Raw genomic sequence first — 14612 nt, forward strand, 5'->3', positions numbered from 1 at the left:
ATGGACGGTACCGCGGTCACACGGTCCGATGGATTCCTGATCGGTGCTTGGGGTGAGGGCGGGACATCTCTCCCACTGTCTGTACGTGCTTGCCGTCAGATCCGAGCTCGGTCCCTCCGCCCGACAAGCTATTCCTACGCTTGCCGGGGTAGAACATACAAGCGAGCTTGCTCGCGATAACGGCCTTGATCCAAGCCCGCGGCCCGCAATCGCTGCATCGCGACCAGAGGTCGCTCCCACGCTCAGAGCGGCTTCACCTCTTCCCGACCGCGTGATTTCAGTCCCCAGTTCCAGATCGCGTTGAACGGCAGCGGCAGCACCATGAACAGGTGCTCGACCACGGCCAGGCCGGCCATCGTGGCGAGCAAGGTAAGGGCTACGGCGTCGGCGCTGCCGGGTACGGCCGCGGCGGCGTGGCCGATCAGTTCGCCGGTGAGCGCGCTGCCGGCGACGATGGACAGCGGCCACAGCGCATTCATGCGGCGCCGGCGGAAGAAGCTCTTCAGATAGAGCAGGTGTGGCGGCAGGAACTCCTCGCTGAAGTTGCGCACGCCGAAATGCAGGTTCAGCTTGGCCGACAGCCGCATGCCCCAGAGCAGCAGATAGCTGTGCAGGGCGGTGGTGTTGGCGGCGTCCAGGGTGAGCAGCCAGATCAGCAGCGCGCCGCCGGCGATGGCCAGCTCGTGATGGATGATGGCTTCGGTCGCGTGCCGGAAATGCGCGAGGCCGTCGCAACCCGCGGCACAGGCGTGCTTGCGCGGGCCGGTTACCCAGCCCATCAGGAAGCTCATTTCCATCCAGCCCCACACCACCAGCGCGCTGGTGAAGCCGCAGTAGCTGCCGAGGGCGCTGTCGAGCTGCGCGCTGTGCTGCAGGCCGGCCAGCGCGGCGATGGCCAGCACGCTGGCCACCGTCATGCTGAGGCGGAAGGTGCGTCGCGGCAGGCCGTCCAGATAGAGGATGACGCCGGTCGCCGCCCACCACAGCGCCAGCGCGTAGAGCAGGGGCAGCGCCCAGCCGGGCAGGGCGCCGTCCATCGCGCTCACCAGGCCGGCGACATGCGCACGTCGTCCGGCACCGCGTTCGGCTTGACCGGGTGCAGGTAGAGGCGGGCGAAGGTGCCGAAGGCGGCCACGGCGCAGGCGCCGCGCTTGAGCAGGCCGGAGATGCCGCCCTGCTGCTTCGCCGCCTCGTTCGCCTGGGCCAGCGCGAACAGCCGTTCGAGGCCGGCGCGGAAGGACGGACTGTCGGTATCCAGCGTCAGCGGGAACACCTGTTTCGAGATGTCCGAGGTGATGCGGAAGACCGCGTAGTCGTAGCTGTCCGCTTCCAGTCCCATGGCCTGGTGCAGCTGCGGCCGCATGTGGTCGCGTACGTACATCGTGGCGTACACCGCGAGCAGGAAGAAGCGCACCCACAGCAGATTGGCGCCGCGCAGCAGGTGAGGCTGGGCGCGCAGGATGAGGGCGAACGATTCGCCGTGCCGGAATTCGTCGTTGCACCAGCGCTCGAACCAGCGAAAGATCGGGTGGAAGCGCAGCTCGGGGTGGCGTTCGAGCTGACGGTAGATGGTGATGTAGCGCGCGTAGCCGATCTTCTCCGACAGATAGGTGGCGTAGAAGATGTATTTCGGCTTGAAGAAGGTATAGCGCTTGGTGCGCTTCAGGCTGCCCAGATCGACGCCGAGGCCGTAGTCCTTCAGCGACATGTTCAGGAAGTTGGCGTGGCGCGCCTCGTCGCGTGCCATGTAGGCCATCAGTGCCTTGATGTCCGGGTTGTCGACGTTCTTCTTGATCTCGTTGTACAGCACGCAGCCGGAGAACTCGGAGGTGATTGAGCTGATCAGGAAGTCCATGAACTCCTGGTGCAGCGCCGGTGGCAGTGCGCGGATCTGTTCGCCGAAATCGGCGCTGCGCTGGAAGTGATCGTGATTGTTGTCGCCTTCGTACTCCAGCATCATCGCGTCCCACTCGGCGCGCACCGGGCCGACGTCGAGGCGGTTCATCGCGGCGAAATCGGTGGTGTAGAAGCGCGGGCTCAGCATGGTGCTGACGCGCGCCTTGTCGGTGGCCTCGGCGGAAACGGCGACCTGCGGCGCAGGCTGTGTGGCAGTGCTCATGGCTGTGCTCCCGATGCATGCAGGGTGGGGCGGCCGGCGTCGAGCAGCCGACCGAAGGCGCCGGCGTTCACCGGCCCGAAGGATTCGAGGTCGACGCGGCGCGCGGTGCTCCGGTCGACCAGCGTGAGCCGGCCGTCGGCGCGGGCGATCAGTGCGAACGGCTGTTCCGGCCCGATCTGCTGGCGGCGGCGTTCGCGCACCAGGCCGCGCAGCGTGCCGCGCACGAAGCCCTGTTCGCCGACGAAGGATTCGATCTGCGTTTCGGTCCACGCATCGATGACGGCGATGCTGCCGTCCGGCCTGTCTTCGAAACGCAGCTCACGTACCGCGATCGCAGCGGCGTCCGGCGTCGCGATCGAGGTGCCGGACAGGCGGACCAGCGCGACCGCGGCGAGCACGCCGGCCAGCATCAGGCCGATGGCGAGCAGTGGCCAGCGCGGCAGTGCGGGTGCGGTGTGTGCGCTCATGCTGCCTTCCTCAGTGAGTGGCGAGTTGTGGTGCGCGACCGGTGCGGCGGGCACGCGGCGTGGGCGCATCGGCCTTCTGCGCGGCTGCAGCGGGCGCCATTTGCGGCGCGTCGCTGCGCGCGGCCTGCCAGGCTTCGGTCAGCAGGCCGGCGACACGGGCGGCGTCGGCGATGCAGCACAGCATCGGCTCCGGCCGGGCGGCCCGCCACGGACGTGCGTGCGGCCACAGGTGCAGCAGCGCGATGCGATCGTCTGCGGCCAGCAGCAGCGGAATGTTGCCGTGCCCGTCGCGCGTGAGCTTCAGCCCGGCCGATTCGATCCGGCGCAGCGGCAGGTTGAAGGTGAGGCTGAGCACGATGCCGACGCGCATGACGACGCGCCGGTCGGTGATCGTGTAGACCGTGGTGCGCGCGCTCAGCCAGGCGAGCAGCGTCATCATGCCGAGCGCGGCCAGCACCAGCGGCAGCAGCATCAGCACGGCACTGGCGGCGTCGCCTGCGCTGCCGCCGTCGGCGATGACGAAGCCGGCGCGCAGCGCCAGGATGACGGCGAAGTAGAGCGCCAGCGCGCGCACGTGGAAGCGCTCGCGTGCCAGTTGCTTCCAGTCCGGGCCACCCTGCCAGAGCAGGGTCTCGTCGGACGGCAGCCGTTCCGGCAGGCCGGGCGCGGCTTCGAACTCGTGCTCGTGGCCGTCGTGGCGGACCGCGCGCAGGCCGCTCACAGCAGGGGTTCCTTGCGCGACGCTTCGGCGTACAGCGTGCCGCCGCCGTAGTAGGCCATCACCTTCTCCTCTTCCAGCAGCGTGATCCGGTCGGTCGCCTTGGGTTGCGGCACGCTGGCGAACTGGTGGCCGAGGATGGACGCCACCTTGACCGCACGTTCGCCGACGCGGCAGAAGTTCATCGGCAGCAGCACGCGGCGCGTCCCGCCGCCCGCCGGCACGTCCAGTTCGAGATAGCGGAACATCGCTTCCGAGCGGTCCACCCACAGGTCACGCACCACGCCGCCCTGTGCGCCGTCGGCGCCGATCACCGGCAGGCCGCGCGGATCGGTGTCCTGGTGCGCGACGTCGTAGTCGGGGGCGTCGCGCAGCGGCACGATGCGCAGCGCGCCGTCGAAGGTGAGGTCGGGCAGGTCGGCGCGGTCGGCCCAGGCGCCGGGGCCGACGCCGTCGAGCATCGGGTTGCCGGTCGGGTCCAGCGGTGCGCCCGGCCAGTTGCCGCTGGGCGTGGCTTTCAGCGTCTGCGGCGACTTGAAGTCATTGGGCACGGTCACCGTGCGACCGTCCTGCAGGCGGAAGGTCTTCGGGTCGGGGATGGGCGGAAAGCCCTGCACCGTGATGTTGCCCGAACGGTCCGATTCCAGCGGATAGCCCTCGCGCTTGCTCTCCTGGTGCAGGTGGTAGATCAGCCCCGCGAAGAAGATCCAGAAGACGTACAGCACGATCTGTGCGACGTCGAAGTACTGGGTGATGGCGCCGGTTTCCATGGTCATTCTCCTGTGTGATGGATGTTCAGCCGGGGAAATCGGCCAGTCCGAACTTCGCGCTGGCCGGGACCGGTGCGCGCGGGGCGCTGCGCACCAGCGGCCCGAGTGCGACCAGGCTGGCGAACAGCAGATAGATTTCGCAGTGATAGACGAAGCTGTAGCCGGTGGCCGGCGAGGCGAGCGCCGGACCGAGCGCGCCGGCGACGGCCAGCGTCGATATGAGGTCGCGCAGCGCACCGCCGAGGGCGATCGCCAGACCGGTGCTGCAGGCGTGCACCGCACCCCAGGCGCCGAGCGCCAGACCGTTCATGCCGCCGCTGTCCAGTCCCATCGCGGCGGTCAGCATGCCGACCGAGAACAGTCCGCCGCCGAAGCCGATCAGGCCGACGCCGCCGCGGAACAGCGCGGTCGATTGCAGCGGCTCGGCGAACACGACGGTCGAGAAGGCGACGATGCCGATCAGCGCGCCGAAGGCGGCGACGCGGCAGGCATCGACGCCGCGCGCCAGCGTGCGTGCCGCGAAGGCGAAGGCGGCCAGCGCGCCGCAGGCCATCAGCGCGGTCAGTGCGGTGGTGGCGCCGACGCCCATGCCCAGTACCTCGGCGCCATACGGTTCGAGAATGATGTCCTGCATGCTGAAGGCGGCGCTGCCGAGGCCGAGCGCCAGCAGGTAGCGGGTGGCGCGCGCGTGCGTCGAGAACTGCTGCCATATCCCGCGGAAGGGCTGGCGCGGCGCGTCGGTGCTGCGTGCGCTGCGCGCCTCCTGTTTCCACAGCGCGGCGATGTTCAGCGCCATCGTCACCATGGCCGATCCCTGGATCACCTGGATCAGCCGCAGTTGCGAGAAGTCCGCCAGCAGCAGGCCGAACACGACACCACTGCCCACCATGCCGGCCAGCAGCATCAGATACATCAGCGCCACCACGCGCGGCCGCGTAGCGGGCGGTGCGAGGTCGGTGGCGAGTGCGAGGCCGGCGGTCTGTACCGTCTGCATGCCGGCGCCCACCATCAGGAAGGCCAGCGCGGCGCCGGACTGACCCACCCATTCGGGGCCGCGCGTATCGCCGGACAGCAGGATGAGCGAGAAGGGCATGATGGCCAGGCCGCCGAACTGCACCAGCGTGCCCATCCAGAGATAGGGCACGCGGCGCCAGCCGAGCGCCGAGCGATGCGTATCGGAGCGGTAGCCGAGCAGGGCGCGGAAGGGCGAGAACAGCAGCGGCAGCGCCACCATCGCCGCCACCAGCCAGGCGGCCATGCCCATCTCGACGATCATGACCCGGTTCAGCGTGCCGATCAGCAGCACGGTGGCCATGCCGACCGACACCTGGAACAGCGACAGGCGCAGCAGGCGGCCGAGCGGCAGCGCCTCGCTGGCGGCGTCGGCAAAGGGCAGGAAGCGCGTGCCGACACCGGTCCACAGCCGTGCGGCGCGGGCGTTCAGTGCGGGCAGTCCGAGCCCTTTGCGCGGCGCGTTCATGTGCGCACCAGTTCCATCGCCTGCGAGGTGTAGAAGCCGCTGGCCACGCGTTCGCTGCGCAGCGGCGCCATCGCGCGCAGGCCGTGTTCTTCGGCGATCAGCCGGCCGAGCACCGCTTCGCGTACCGGTTCGATCGCTGGCGCGCGGTTGCCGCGCGGAAAGAAGCGGCCGACGAAATGCATCGCATCGAGTGCGCGCGTGCTGGGCGGAAAGGTGAACATCAGCGAGGCGGCGGTGCGTGCCGCAAGGCCGGACAGCACCCGCACGGCATCGCGCGGCCGGTAGTGGATCAGCGAATCCATCGCCACCACATGGTCGAAGTGGCCGAGCGCCGGGTCCAGCATGTCGCCGGAGCGGAAGTCGATGTGGCCCGCCAGGCCCTGCGGCATGCGTTCGCGCGCCAGCCCGACCAGGGTCGGCGACAGATCGATCGCCACCACATGGGCACCGCGCCGCGCCGCTTCGACCGCCAGCGCGCCGGTGCCGCAGCCGGCGTCGAGCAGCCGGCAGCCGCTCATATCGTCCGGCAGCCAGTCGAGCAGCGTGGCGCGCATGCGGTCGCGGCCGGCGCGCACGGTGGCGCGGATGCGGCCGACCGGTGCGTCCGAGGTGAGCCGCTTCCAGGCATCGACCGCAGTGCGGTCGAAATAGGTGGCGATCTCGCCACGGCGTTCGAGGTAGGAGCTGTCCATGGTCAGTCGAATCCCAGCAGGTCGAAAATGTCGCGGTCCTTCATCGGCGCGCATTCCAGCGGATCGGCGCCGGCCCACAGCGAGGCGGCCAGGCGCAGGTATTCGTGCTGCACCGCCTCGACCTCGACCGTCGGATCCATCTCGAACAGCGTGGCCTTCTTCAGCCGGCTGCGGCGGATCACGTCGAGATCGGGAAACTGCGCCATCGTCTTCAGGCCGACCCGCTCGTTGAAGCGGTCGATCTGGTCGGTGGCATTGCTGCGGTTGGCGATGACGCCGCCCAGCCTCACCTTGTAGTTCTTCGACTTGGCCTGGATGGCGGCGACGATGCGGTTCATCGCGAAGATGGAATCGAAGTCGTTGGCGGTCACCACCAGCGCGCGGTCGGCGTGCTGCAGCGGCGCGGCGAAGCCGCCGCACACGACGTCGCCGAGCACGTCGAAGATGACCACGTCGGTTTCGTCGAGCAGGTGGTGTTCCTTCAGCAGCTTCACTGTCTGTCCGACGACGTAGCCGCCGCAGCCGGTGCCGGCCGGCGGCCCTCCCGCCTCGACGCACATGACGCCGTTGTAGCCGGGGAACACGAAGTCCTCCGGTCGCAATTCTTCGGAATGGAAATCGACGGTTTCCAGGATGTCGATCACCGTCGGCACCAGCGACTTGGTGAGCGTGAAGGTCGAGTCGTGCTTGGGGTCGCAGCCGATCTGCAGCACGCGTTTGCCGAGCTTGGAAAAGGCGACCGACAGATTCGACGACGTCGTGCTCTTGCCGATGCCGCCCTTGCCATAGACGGCAAACACCTTGGCGGTGCCGATGCGCAGCGTCGGGTCCTGGTGCACCTGCACGCTGCCTTCGCCGTCCGGATGCGAAGGGCCGCGGCGCGTCGTCAGCGACGACAGCGGGACATGGGTGGTGGTGACTGTATTCACGGTGCGGCCCTGGAAAGGTGGATGAGGTGCGTCATGCGCTGGCCCGCTGGAACACGCCTTCGAGGCGGTCTTCCAGTTCGTCGCCGGCCTCGCGCAGGCGTGCGAGCACGCTGTCGTCCGGCTGCCAGTAACGTCGGTCGTGCGCCTCGATCAGCCGGTTGGCGAGCTTGGCGGCGGCGGTGGGATTCAGTTCGGCCAGCCGGGTACGCATCTTTTCGTCGAGCACGAAGGTCTGCGTCAGCTGCTGGTACACCCAGGGCGACACCTGACCGGTGGTGGCCGACCAGCCCATGGTGTTGGTGATGTGGGCCTCGATCTGGCGCACGCCTTCGTAGCCGTGCGCCAGCATGCCCTCGTACCACTTCGGGTTCAGCATGCGGGTGCGCGTCTCCAGCGCCACCTGTTCGTCCAGCGTGCGTACCGATCCTTCGCCCAGGGTCTGGTCGCCGATATAGACCGGCGCCATCGCAGCGTCGGCGCCGCGGGCGCGGCGCACCGCGCGGGAGATGCCGCCCAGCGTGTCGAAATAGGTGTCGACCGTGGTCACGCCCAGTTCGACCGATTCGAGGTTCTGGTAGGCCAGTTCGACGTCGGCCAGCACGCTGGCGAGTAGCGCGCTGCGGGCGACCGGCCGGCCGCTGCGGCCGTAGGCGTGGCCCTTGCGGCGGGTGTAGGTTTCGGCCAGTTCGTCCTCGTCGTCCCAGCGGCTGTTCTCGATCAGGTGATTCACGTTCGAGCCGTAGGCGCCTTCGGCATTGCCGAACACGCGCAGCGCGGCGGTTTCGAGGTCGCAGCCGTTGGCGGCCTGGAAGGCCAGCGCGTGCTTGCGGATGAAGTTGTGCGCCAGCGGCTCGTCGGCGCTGGCGGCGAGGAAGGCGGCCTCGGCCAGCATGCGGATCTGCAGCGGCATCAGGTCGCGGAAGATGCCGGACAGCGTGATCACGACGTCGACCCGCGGCCGGCCCAGTTCATCCAGCGGCACCAGCTGCGCGCCGACCAGGCGGCCGTAGCTGTCGAAGCGCGGCTGCGCGCCCATCAGCGCCAGCGCCTGCGCGATCGGCCCGCCTTCGCTCTTCAGGTTGTCGGTGCCCCACAGCACCATGGCGATGGATTCCGGGAAGGGGTGACCGTCGTCGGTGTGGCGGGCGAGCAGCCGCGCCGCCTGCTTCGCACCATCGATCACGGCGAAGGCGCTCGGGATGCGGAAGGGGTCGAAGCCGTGCAGGTTGCGGCCGGTCGGCAGCACCGCCGGCGTGCGCAGCAGATCGCCGCCGGGGGCCGGACGCACGAAGCGTCCGTCCAGCGCGTGCACCAGTGCATCGACCTCGTGGTCCTTGGCCAGCAGGCCGTTCGTTTTCGTCAGTTCGGCGATCAGCGCGCGCGTGCCGTCGTCATCGGCCAGGCCGCCAGCGGCGCGGATGCGCTCCGGGCTGTCGCCGCGCATGACGGCGGCAATCATCGCGCGCGGCAGTTCGATGCCGTGTCCGGCCTGGGCAACCGCGTGCAGCAGGTCGGCGCGTTCGGTTTCTGTCGGCGCTTCGCCCACCACGTGCAGACCGCAGGGGATGAGCGTGCGCTCCAGTTCATGCATCTGCAGGCCGAGCGTCGCGATGGCGGCCTCGCTGTCTGCCCACGGCGGCGTCGCCGCACTCAGTTCGAGTGCGGCCGCCTGCGCCTGGATCAGCGCGGCCAGTGCCGGTGCTTCGCGCTCGCTGCCCGGTTCGCGTGCGCGCCAGCGCTCGACCGATACCTTCAGTTCGGCCAACCCGGCGTACAGACCGGCCTGGGTGACCGGCGGCGTCATGTAGCTGATCAGCGTGGCGCCGGAGCGGCGCTTGGCCAGCGCGCCCTCGGACGGGTTGTTCGAGGCGTACAGGTAGAGGTTGGGCAGCGCGCCGATCAGGCGGTCGGGCCAGCAGGCGCCCGACAGGCCGGCCTGTTTGCCCGGCATGAATTCGAGCGCGCCGTGGGTGCCGAAGTGCAGCACGGCATGCGCGGCGAAGTCCTCGCGCAGCCAGCGGTAGAAGGCGGAGAACGCATGCGTCGGCGTGAAGCCCTGTTCGAACAGCAGACGCATCGGATCGCCTTCGTAACCGAAGGACGGCTGCACGCCGACGAACACGTTGCCAAAGCGCGCGCCGAGCACGAACAGGTGGCGACCGTCGCTCAGATCGCGGCCGGGCGCCGGACCCCAGTGCGCCTCGATCTCGCCGAGCCAGGTTTCGCGTCGCACGTGTTCGTCCGCCGGTATCCGGTGATGCACATTGGCCGGCGCACCGAAGCGCTCGGCATTGCCGGTCAGCAGCGCGTCGCGCAGTGCCGCCTCGCTGGCCGGCATGTCGATCTGGTAACCCTCGCGCTTCAGCGCGCCGAGCGTGCGGTAGAGCGAGGCGAACACCGACAGGTGGGCGGCGGTGCCGACGGCGCCGCCATTGGGCGGGAAGTTGAACAGTACGACGGCGACCCGGCGTTGCGCGCGTTCGGCGCGGCGCAGCGCGATCAGCCGCGCCACCTTGTCGGACAGCATGTCGGCGCGCTCGGCGCACACGTGCATGTCGCGTCCGCCTTCGCTGGGCGGGAAGCTGCAGCGGCGCGCACAGCCTTCGCAGGTGCCGCCGGCACCGGCCGAACGGCCGCCGAACACCATCGGGCTGGTGGCGCCGTCGAGTTCCGGAATGGCCACCATGATGGTGTTCTCGACCGGCAGCAGGCCGCGCTCGGAAGCGCCCCACTGTTCCAGCGTCTGGAACTCCACCGGGTGGGCGGCCAGGTAGGGCACGTCCAGTTTCGCCAGCAGGTCTTCGGCCGCTTTCGCGTCGTTGTAGGCCGGGCCGCCGACCAGCGAGAAGCCGGTCAGCGACACCACCGCATCGACCACGGCGCGGCCGTCGCGGATGAAGAAGCGCTCGACGGCCGGCCGCGCGTCCAGGCCGGTGGCGAAGGCGGGAATGACCGACAGGCCGCGCGCTTCGAGTGCGGCGATCACGCCGTCGTAGTGGGCGGCGTTGCCGGCCAGCAGGTAGGAACGCATCAGCAGTACGCCGACCGTACCGCGTGCCTCGGGTGCAGTCGGCAGCGCGGCGACCTGTTCGGCGATGCGCTGCGCGATGCGCGGGTGATAGACGCCGACTTCCGGGTAGTCGAACGGCGCGCCCGGTTTCATGCGGCCACGCAGATGGGCGCGCGGGCCGTCGGCGTAGCGGTCGATCAGGAAGCGCACCATGTTGGCGACGTTGTCCTGCGAGCCCGCCAGCCAGTACTGCAGTGTCAGGAAGTAGGCGCGCACGTCCTGCGCGGTGCCAGGTATGAAGCGCAGCAACTTGGGCAGGCGGCGCAGCATGCGCATCTGCCGTTCGCCGGAACTGCTGCCGCCCTTGCCGGCGTTGCCGCGCAGCCGCTTCAGCAGCGCCATCGGGCCGCTCGGCGGCGCGCTCATGTCGAAGCGGCCGATGCGGGTGAGCCGCGCGACTTCGCCGGCCGACATGGCGCACACCATGGCGTCGCAGTGCTCGCGGCGCGCGATCAGCGCCGGCAGCACCGGGCGGAAGTGGTCTTCCATGAACAGCATGGTGGCGATGACGATGTCGGCGGCGCCGATGGCGGCCTCGCAGCGCGCCAGTGCCTCCGGCCGGTCGCTCCATTCCGAGGCGGCGTGCACCTCCAGTTCCAGACCGGGCAGTTCGCGCCGCAGCGCGCTGCGCGCGCGCTCGGTGGCACTGGCCAGATGGGTGTCCATCGTGACGATGACCACGCGTATGGGCGTGGCATCGGCGGTCGAGGGCTCAGCGCGCGAAATGAGCTTTGGCATCGTAGAGCGTCTCCACCGTGATGGTGCTCAGTCCGCGGCTGCGGGCGTAGCTTTCGGTATTGCGGCGCGCCTTGCCGCGGACGAAGAACGGAATCTTCTTCAGTTCGCGCTCGCCGTCTGCGGTCCAGGCCGGACCGTCGTCCGCGTCGCTCATGCCCAGTTCGGCCACCGCCATCGTCTGTGCGGCGACGGCAGGCAGGTGCGAGGCGGGGGCGGCGTCGTTGAATTCGAAGTCGTCGCGGAACATCTGCAGCAGGTGCTCTTCCAGCCCCATCACCAGCGGATGCACCCAGCTGTCGAACAGCACGTTGGCGCCTTCGAAGCCGTACACCGGGCTGTAGCGGGCCGGCACGTCCTGTACGTGGATCGGGCTCGATATGACGGCGCAGGCGATGCCCAGCCGCTTCGCGATGTGACGCTCCATCTGCGTGCCGAGCACCAGTTCGGGTGCGGCGGCGGCGATCGCCTTCTCGACTTCGAGGTAGTCGTCGCTGATCAGCGCCTCGACGCCGTAACGCGCCGCCGCCTCGCGCACGTCGCGGGCGAAGTCGCGGGCGTAGCAGCCGAGGCCCACCACGGTGAAGCCCATCTCTTCGGCCGCGATGCGTGCCGCGGCGATGGCGTGCGTGGCGTCGGCGAATATGAATACCCGCTTGCCGGTCAGATAGGTCGAGTCGACCGAGCGCGCATACCAGGGCTGGCGCGAGGCCGAACTGCCGCGGCCGGCTGCGCCCGGCGTCTCGCCGCCCAGCAGCGGCGACGGATCGACGCCGGCCAGCGTGGCGACTTCGGCGATGAAGTCGCGCGTGGCGCCGACGCCCATCGGAATGGTCCGCGTCGCCGGCATGCCGAAGCTGCGGCCGAGCCAGCCGGTCAGCGTGCGCGACACCTCCGGGTAGAGATCGATGTTGAAGTCGGCATCCGGCAGCCGGCGCAGATCGTCGACCGAAGCGCCGAGCGGCGCCACCACGTTCACGTCTATGCCGAGCGCGTCGAGCAGGCGGCGGATTTCGGTCACGTCGTCGCGGCAGCGGAAGCCGAGCACGGTCGGGCCGAGCACGTTGGCGCGCGGACGCCGTGCGGGATCGCGCGCCGGGCGCTTGCTTCCGGGTGCGGGCACATGGTCTGCGAGCAGGGCGCGCACCAGGTGATAGAAGGTTTCGGCGGCGCCCCAGTTCTCCTTCTTCGAGTAGGCCGGCAGTTCCAGCGGTATCACCGGTATCGGCAGCTGCATGCCGGCGGCCAGCGCGCCGGACTGGTCCTGGATCAGTTCGGCGGTGCAGGAATCACCGACCAGCAGTGCGGCCGGGCGGAAGCGCTCGAAGGCTTCGGCGACCGCCGCCTTCACCAGCTCGGCGGTGCTGCCACCGAGGTCGCGCGCTTGGAAGGTGGTGTAGGTGACCGGCGGCCGGCGGTCCTGCCGTTCGATCATCGTGAACAGCAGGTCGGCATAGGTATCGCCCTGCGGTGCGTGCAGCACGTAGTGCAGGTCGCGCATCGAGGTGGCGATGCGCATGGCACCGATGTGCGGCGGTCCTTCGTAGGTCCAGAGCGTGAGCTGCATCGCGTGCCCCTTCAGACGGCCAGCCGTGCGCGGCGCGCGAACGGGCGGGCGAACAGTTCGGCCAGGTCGCCCGCCTGGTCGTAGCCGTGTATCGGCGAGAACACCAGTTCGATCGACCACTTGGTCGCCAGCCCTTCGGCTTCCAGCGGGTTGGCCAAGCCGAGGCCGCACACCGTGAGGTCGGGGCGGGCGGCACGCACGCGGTCGAGCTGGCGGTCCAGGTGCTGGCCTTCGCTGAGCATGATGTCGTCGGGCAGCAGCGCCAGTTCTTCGCTCACCATCTGGCGGTCGAGAAAGGGCGTGCCGACCTCGATCAGCCGCATGCCCAGCTCGCGGTGCAGGAAGCGGGCGAGCGAAGGTTCGAGCTGCGAGTCGGGCAGCATGAACAGACTGCGCCCGGCCAGCAGCGGGCGTTGCCGTGCCAGTGCCGTTTCAGCGCGCGCACGTGCCGGGCCGGTTACCGCGTCGAATGCGGCCTGGGTTACGCCCCAGGCGCGGGCGGCCGCTTGCAGCCAGGCGGTCGTGCCTTCGGCGCCGAAGGGGTAGGGCGCGCGCAGCAGGCGGGCGCCGCGGGCGACCAGTGCGCGCACGGTGTCGCCATTGAAGGGCTGGGCCGGCAGCAGGTCGGTGTTCGGACCGATCGCCGGCACGTCGGCCGCGCGTCGGCCCGGCAGGAACACGACGTCGGCGATGCCCAGCTGTTCGAACTGGCGGCGGAACTGGTCCTCGACGATGTCCGGCAGGCAGCCCACCACCATCAGCTGGCGCGCGTCGGAGTGCGGCATCAGCGGCACGAAGGTGCGCAGCGCGGCGTCCTCGCCCTGGGTGAAGGTGGTTTCGATGCCGGACCCGGAATAGTTCAGCACGCGCACCTGCGGCAGCAGCCGGGCGTTGAGTCGTTCGGCGGCACGAGCGAGGTCGAGCTTGATCACTTCCGACGGGCAGGAGCCGACCAGGAACAGCGTGCGGATTTCCGGCCGGCGTTCGAGCAGCGTGACGCACAGGCGGTCGAGTTCGTCGTTGGCGTCGGCCATGCCGGCAAGGTCGCGGTCGGTCAGGATGGCGGTGCCGAAGCGCGGCTCGGCGAAGATCATGACGCCGGCGGCGGACTGGATCAGGTGGGCGCAGGTACGCGAGCCGACCACCAGGAAGAAGGCGTCCTGCAGCTTGCGGTGCAGCCACACGATGCCGGTGAGGCCGCAGAACACTTCGCGCTGGCCGCGTTCGCGCAGCACCGGGCGCTCGTCGCAGCCGCTGCGGGTGGCGACCGGAATGTCGTGCAGATTGCTCATGCCTGCACCACCGCGCCGTGGTTGCGGGCCGCCGGAGTCGCCGTGTCGAGCCGCGCGGCGCGCAGCTTGAGCAGGAACTGTCCGGCGTTGATGACGTAGGTGAAGTAGGCGGCCAGCGCCAGCCACATCAGGCCGGTCGCGTCCAGCGTGCCGGTCGCCAGCGCGACCAGGTAGGCGGTGTGCAGCGCCAGTACGGCGAAGCTGAATACGTCTTCCCAGAAGAAGGGGCGGGCGAACAGCCAGACGCCGAAAACCGCCTTTTCCCAGATCGAGCCGGTGACCATGATGGCGTACAGCAGCAGGGTCTTGATCACCACCGACCAGGTCGCCGCCTGCAGGCCCTCACCGGACCACAGATAGCGCAGCACGAGCACGAGGCTGATCGCGAAGGCGATGAACTGCACCGGCGCCAGCACCCCCTGAACCAGAGTCCAGGGTGACTCATCCCGCCGGCGGCGTTCCTCCGGCGTGTAGAGCGGTGTGTGCCGCGTCGCCGGTGAGGCCTCTCTGTTGCGCATCGTCGCGTCTCCTCTGTCCTCGTAATCGAATCTAGACGGCCGGGGACAAAGTGTCAATGTAAATTGACGTCACGACGGAAGTACATCAGCGGAATGACAATGCGCGCGGTCCAGCTGGCCATTCGGGCCGGCGCGTCATCGAAATTGACAAGTTAACTTGACAGTGCAGGGTGGCGCGCTCTATTCCTACACTGTTGGCGTCCAGTTCTGCAGACATCTTCGAACCCACGCCTTCCTGCCCAGAGACTTGCTCAC

Annotated in this window: 12 protein-coding genes; all 12 read right to left on the reverse strand. The window is 69.2% G+C overall.

Going from position 1 to position 14612, the window contains the following annotated elements; genetic code table 11:
• Window positions 1-242: 242 nt before the first annotated feature.
• From puhE to bchF, 12 genes are read right to left on the reverse strand one after another with little or no spacing between them, the layout of a single operon-like run.
• Window positions 243-1037, reverse strand: a complete 795-nt coding sequence (gene puhE / locus AC51BJ_RS13580; protein ID WP_430434995.1) for a putative photosynthetic complex assembly protein PuhE — start codon at window positions 1035-1037, stop codon at window positions 243-245.
• A 5-nt stretch (window positions 1038-1042) separates the two neighbouring features.
• Complete coding sequence (gene acsF, locus AC51BJ_RS13585) at window positions 1043-2119, reverse strand: magnesium-protoporphyrin IX monomethyl ester (oxidative) cyclase (RefSeq protein WP_496280573.1); 1077 nt, start codon at window positions 2117-2119, stop codon at window positions 1043-1045.
• Window positions 2116-2586, reverse strand: coding sequence for a photosynthetic complex assembly protein PuhC (gene puhC, locus AC51BJ_RS13590; protein ID WP_496280574.1), 471 nt, complete (start codon window positions 2584-2586; stop codon window positions 2116-2118). Before puhC ends, acsF begins: the two co-directional genes overlap by 4 nt.
• Before the next feature lie 10 nt (window positions 2587-2596).
• Window positions 2597-3307: a photosynthetic complex putative assembly protein PuhB gene (gene puhB, locus AC51BJ_RS13595; RefSeq protein WP_496280575.1), complete on the reverse strand. Its 711-nt coding sequence runs from the start codon at window positions 3305-3307 to the stop codon at window positions 2597-2599.
• Entirely contained in the window at window positions 3304-4074 is a 771-nt protein-coding gene (gene puhA, locus AC51BJ_RS13600) for a photosynthetic reaction center subunit H (RefSeq protein ID WP_430434991.1), read from the reverse strand. Before puhA ends, puhB begins: the two co-directional genes overlap by 4 nt.
• 25 nt (window positions 4075-4099) lie before the next feature.
• Entirely contained in the window at window positions 4100-5554 is a 1455-nt protein-coding gene (locus AC51BJ_RS13605; RefSeq protein WP_496280576.1) for a BCD family MFS transporter, read from the reverse strand.
• Window positions 5551-6246, reverse strand: a complete 696-nt coding sequence (gene bchM / locus AC51BJ_RS13610; RefSeq protein WP_496280577.1) for a magnesium protoporphyrin IX methyltransferase — start codon at window positions 6244-6246, stop codon at window positions 5551-5553. Before bchM ends, AC51BJ_RS13605 begins: the two co-directional genes overlap by 4 nt.
• Window positions 6247-6248: 2 nt before the next feature.
• Window positions 6249-7175, reverse strand: coding sequence for a ferredoxin:protochlorophyllide reductase (ATP-dependent) iron-sulfur ATP-binding protein (bchL, locus tag AC51BJ_RS13615; RefSeq protein WP_496280578.1), 927 nt, complete (start codon window positions 7173-7175; stop codon window positions 6249-6251).
• A gap of 31 nt (window positions 7176-7206) precedes the next feature.
• On the reverse strand, window positions 7207-10983 hold the full coding sequence (locus AC51BJ_RS13620) for a magnesium chelatase subunit H (protein ID WP_496280579.1): 3777 nt from the start codon (window positions 10981-10983) through the stop codon (window positions 7207-7209).
• The gene (bchB, locus tag AC51BJ_RS13625; protein ID WP_496280580.1) at window positions 10958-12547 is read right to left on the reverse strand and encodes a ferredoxin:protochlorophyllide reductase (ATP-dependent) subunit B; all 1590 of its coding nucleotides are present in this window, start codon (window positions 12545-12547) and stop codon (window positions 10958-10960) included. Before bchB ends, AC51BJ_RS13620 begins: the two co-directional genes overlap by 26 nt.
• Window positions 12548-12558: 11 nt before the next feature.
• Complete coding sequence (locus tag AC51BJ_RS13630) at window positions 12559-13839, reverse strand: ferredoxin:protochlorophyllide reductase (ATP-dependent) subunit N (protein ID WP_496280581.1); 1281 nt, start codon at window positions 13837-13839, stop codon at window positions 12559-12561.
• Entirely contained in the window at window positions 13836-14357 is a 522-nt protein-coding gene (gene bchF / locus AC51BJ_RS13635; RefSeq protein ID WP_430434985.1) for a 2-vinyl bacteriochlorophyllide hydratase, read from the reverse strand. Before bchF ends, AC51BJ_RS13630 begins: the two co-directional genes overlap by 4 nt.
• Between the last annotated feature and the right edge of the window lie 255 nt (window positions 14358-14612).

The organism is Methyloversatilis sp. S146-33 (assembly GCF_059552495.1).

Coding starts and splice junctions, on each gene's coding strand:
- puhE (WP_430434995.1), bottom strand. CDS start 1,037: ATGGACGGCGCCCTGCCCGGCTGGGCGCTGCCCCTGCTCTACGCGCTG.
- acsF (WP_496280573.1), bottom strand. CDS start 2,119: ATGAGCACTGCCACACAGCCTGCGCCGCAGGTCGCCGTTTCCGCCGAG.
- puhC (WP_496280574.1), bottom strand. CDS start 2,586: ATGAGCGCACACACCGCACCCGCACTGCCGCGCTGGCCACTGCTCGCC.
- puhA (WP_430434991.1), bottom strand. CDS start 4,074: ATGGAAACCGGCGCCATCACCCAGTACTTCGACGTCGCACAGATCGTG.
- AC51BJ_RS13605 (WP_496280576.1), bottom strand. CDS start 5,554: ATGAACGCGCCGCGCAAAGGGCTCGGACTGCCCGCACTGAACGCCCGC.
- bchM (WP_496280577.1), bottom strand. CDS start 6,246: ATGGACAGCTCCTACCTCGAACGCCGTGGCGAGATCGCCACCTATTTC.
- AC51BJ_RS13620 (WP_496280579.1), bottom strand. CDS start 10,983: ATGCCAAAGCTCATTTCGCGCGCTGAGCCCTCGACCGCCGATGCCACG.
- bchB (WP_496280580.1), bottom strand. CDS start 12,547: ATGCAGCTCACGCTCTGGACCTACGAAGGACCGCCGCACATCGGTGCC.
- AC51BJ_RS13630 (WP_496280581.1), bottom strand. CDS start 13,839: ATGAGCAATCTGCACGACATTCCGGTCGCCACCCGCAGCGGCTGCGAC.
- bchF (WP_430434985.1), bottom strand. CDS start 14,357: ATGCGCAACAGAGAGGCCTCACCGGCGACGCGGCACACACCGCTCTAC.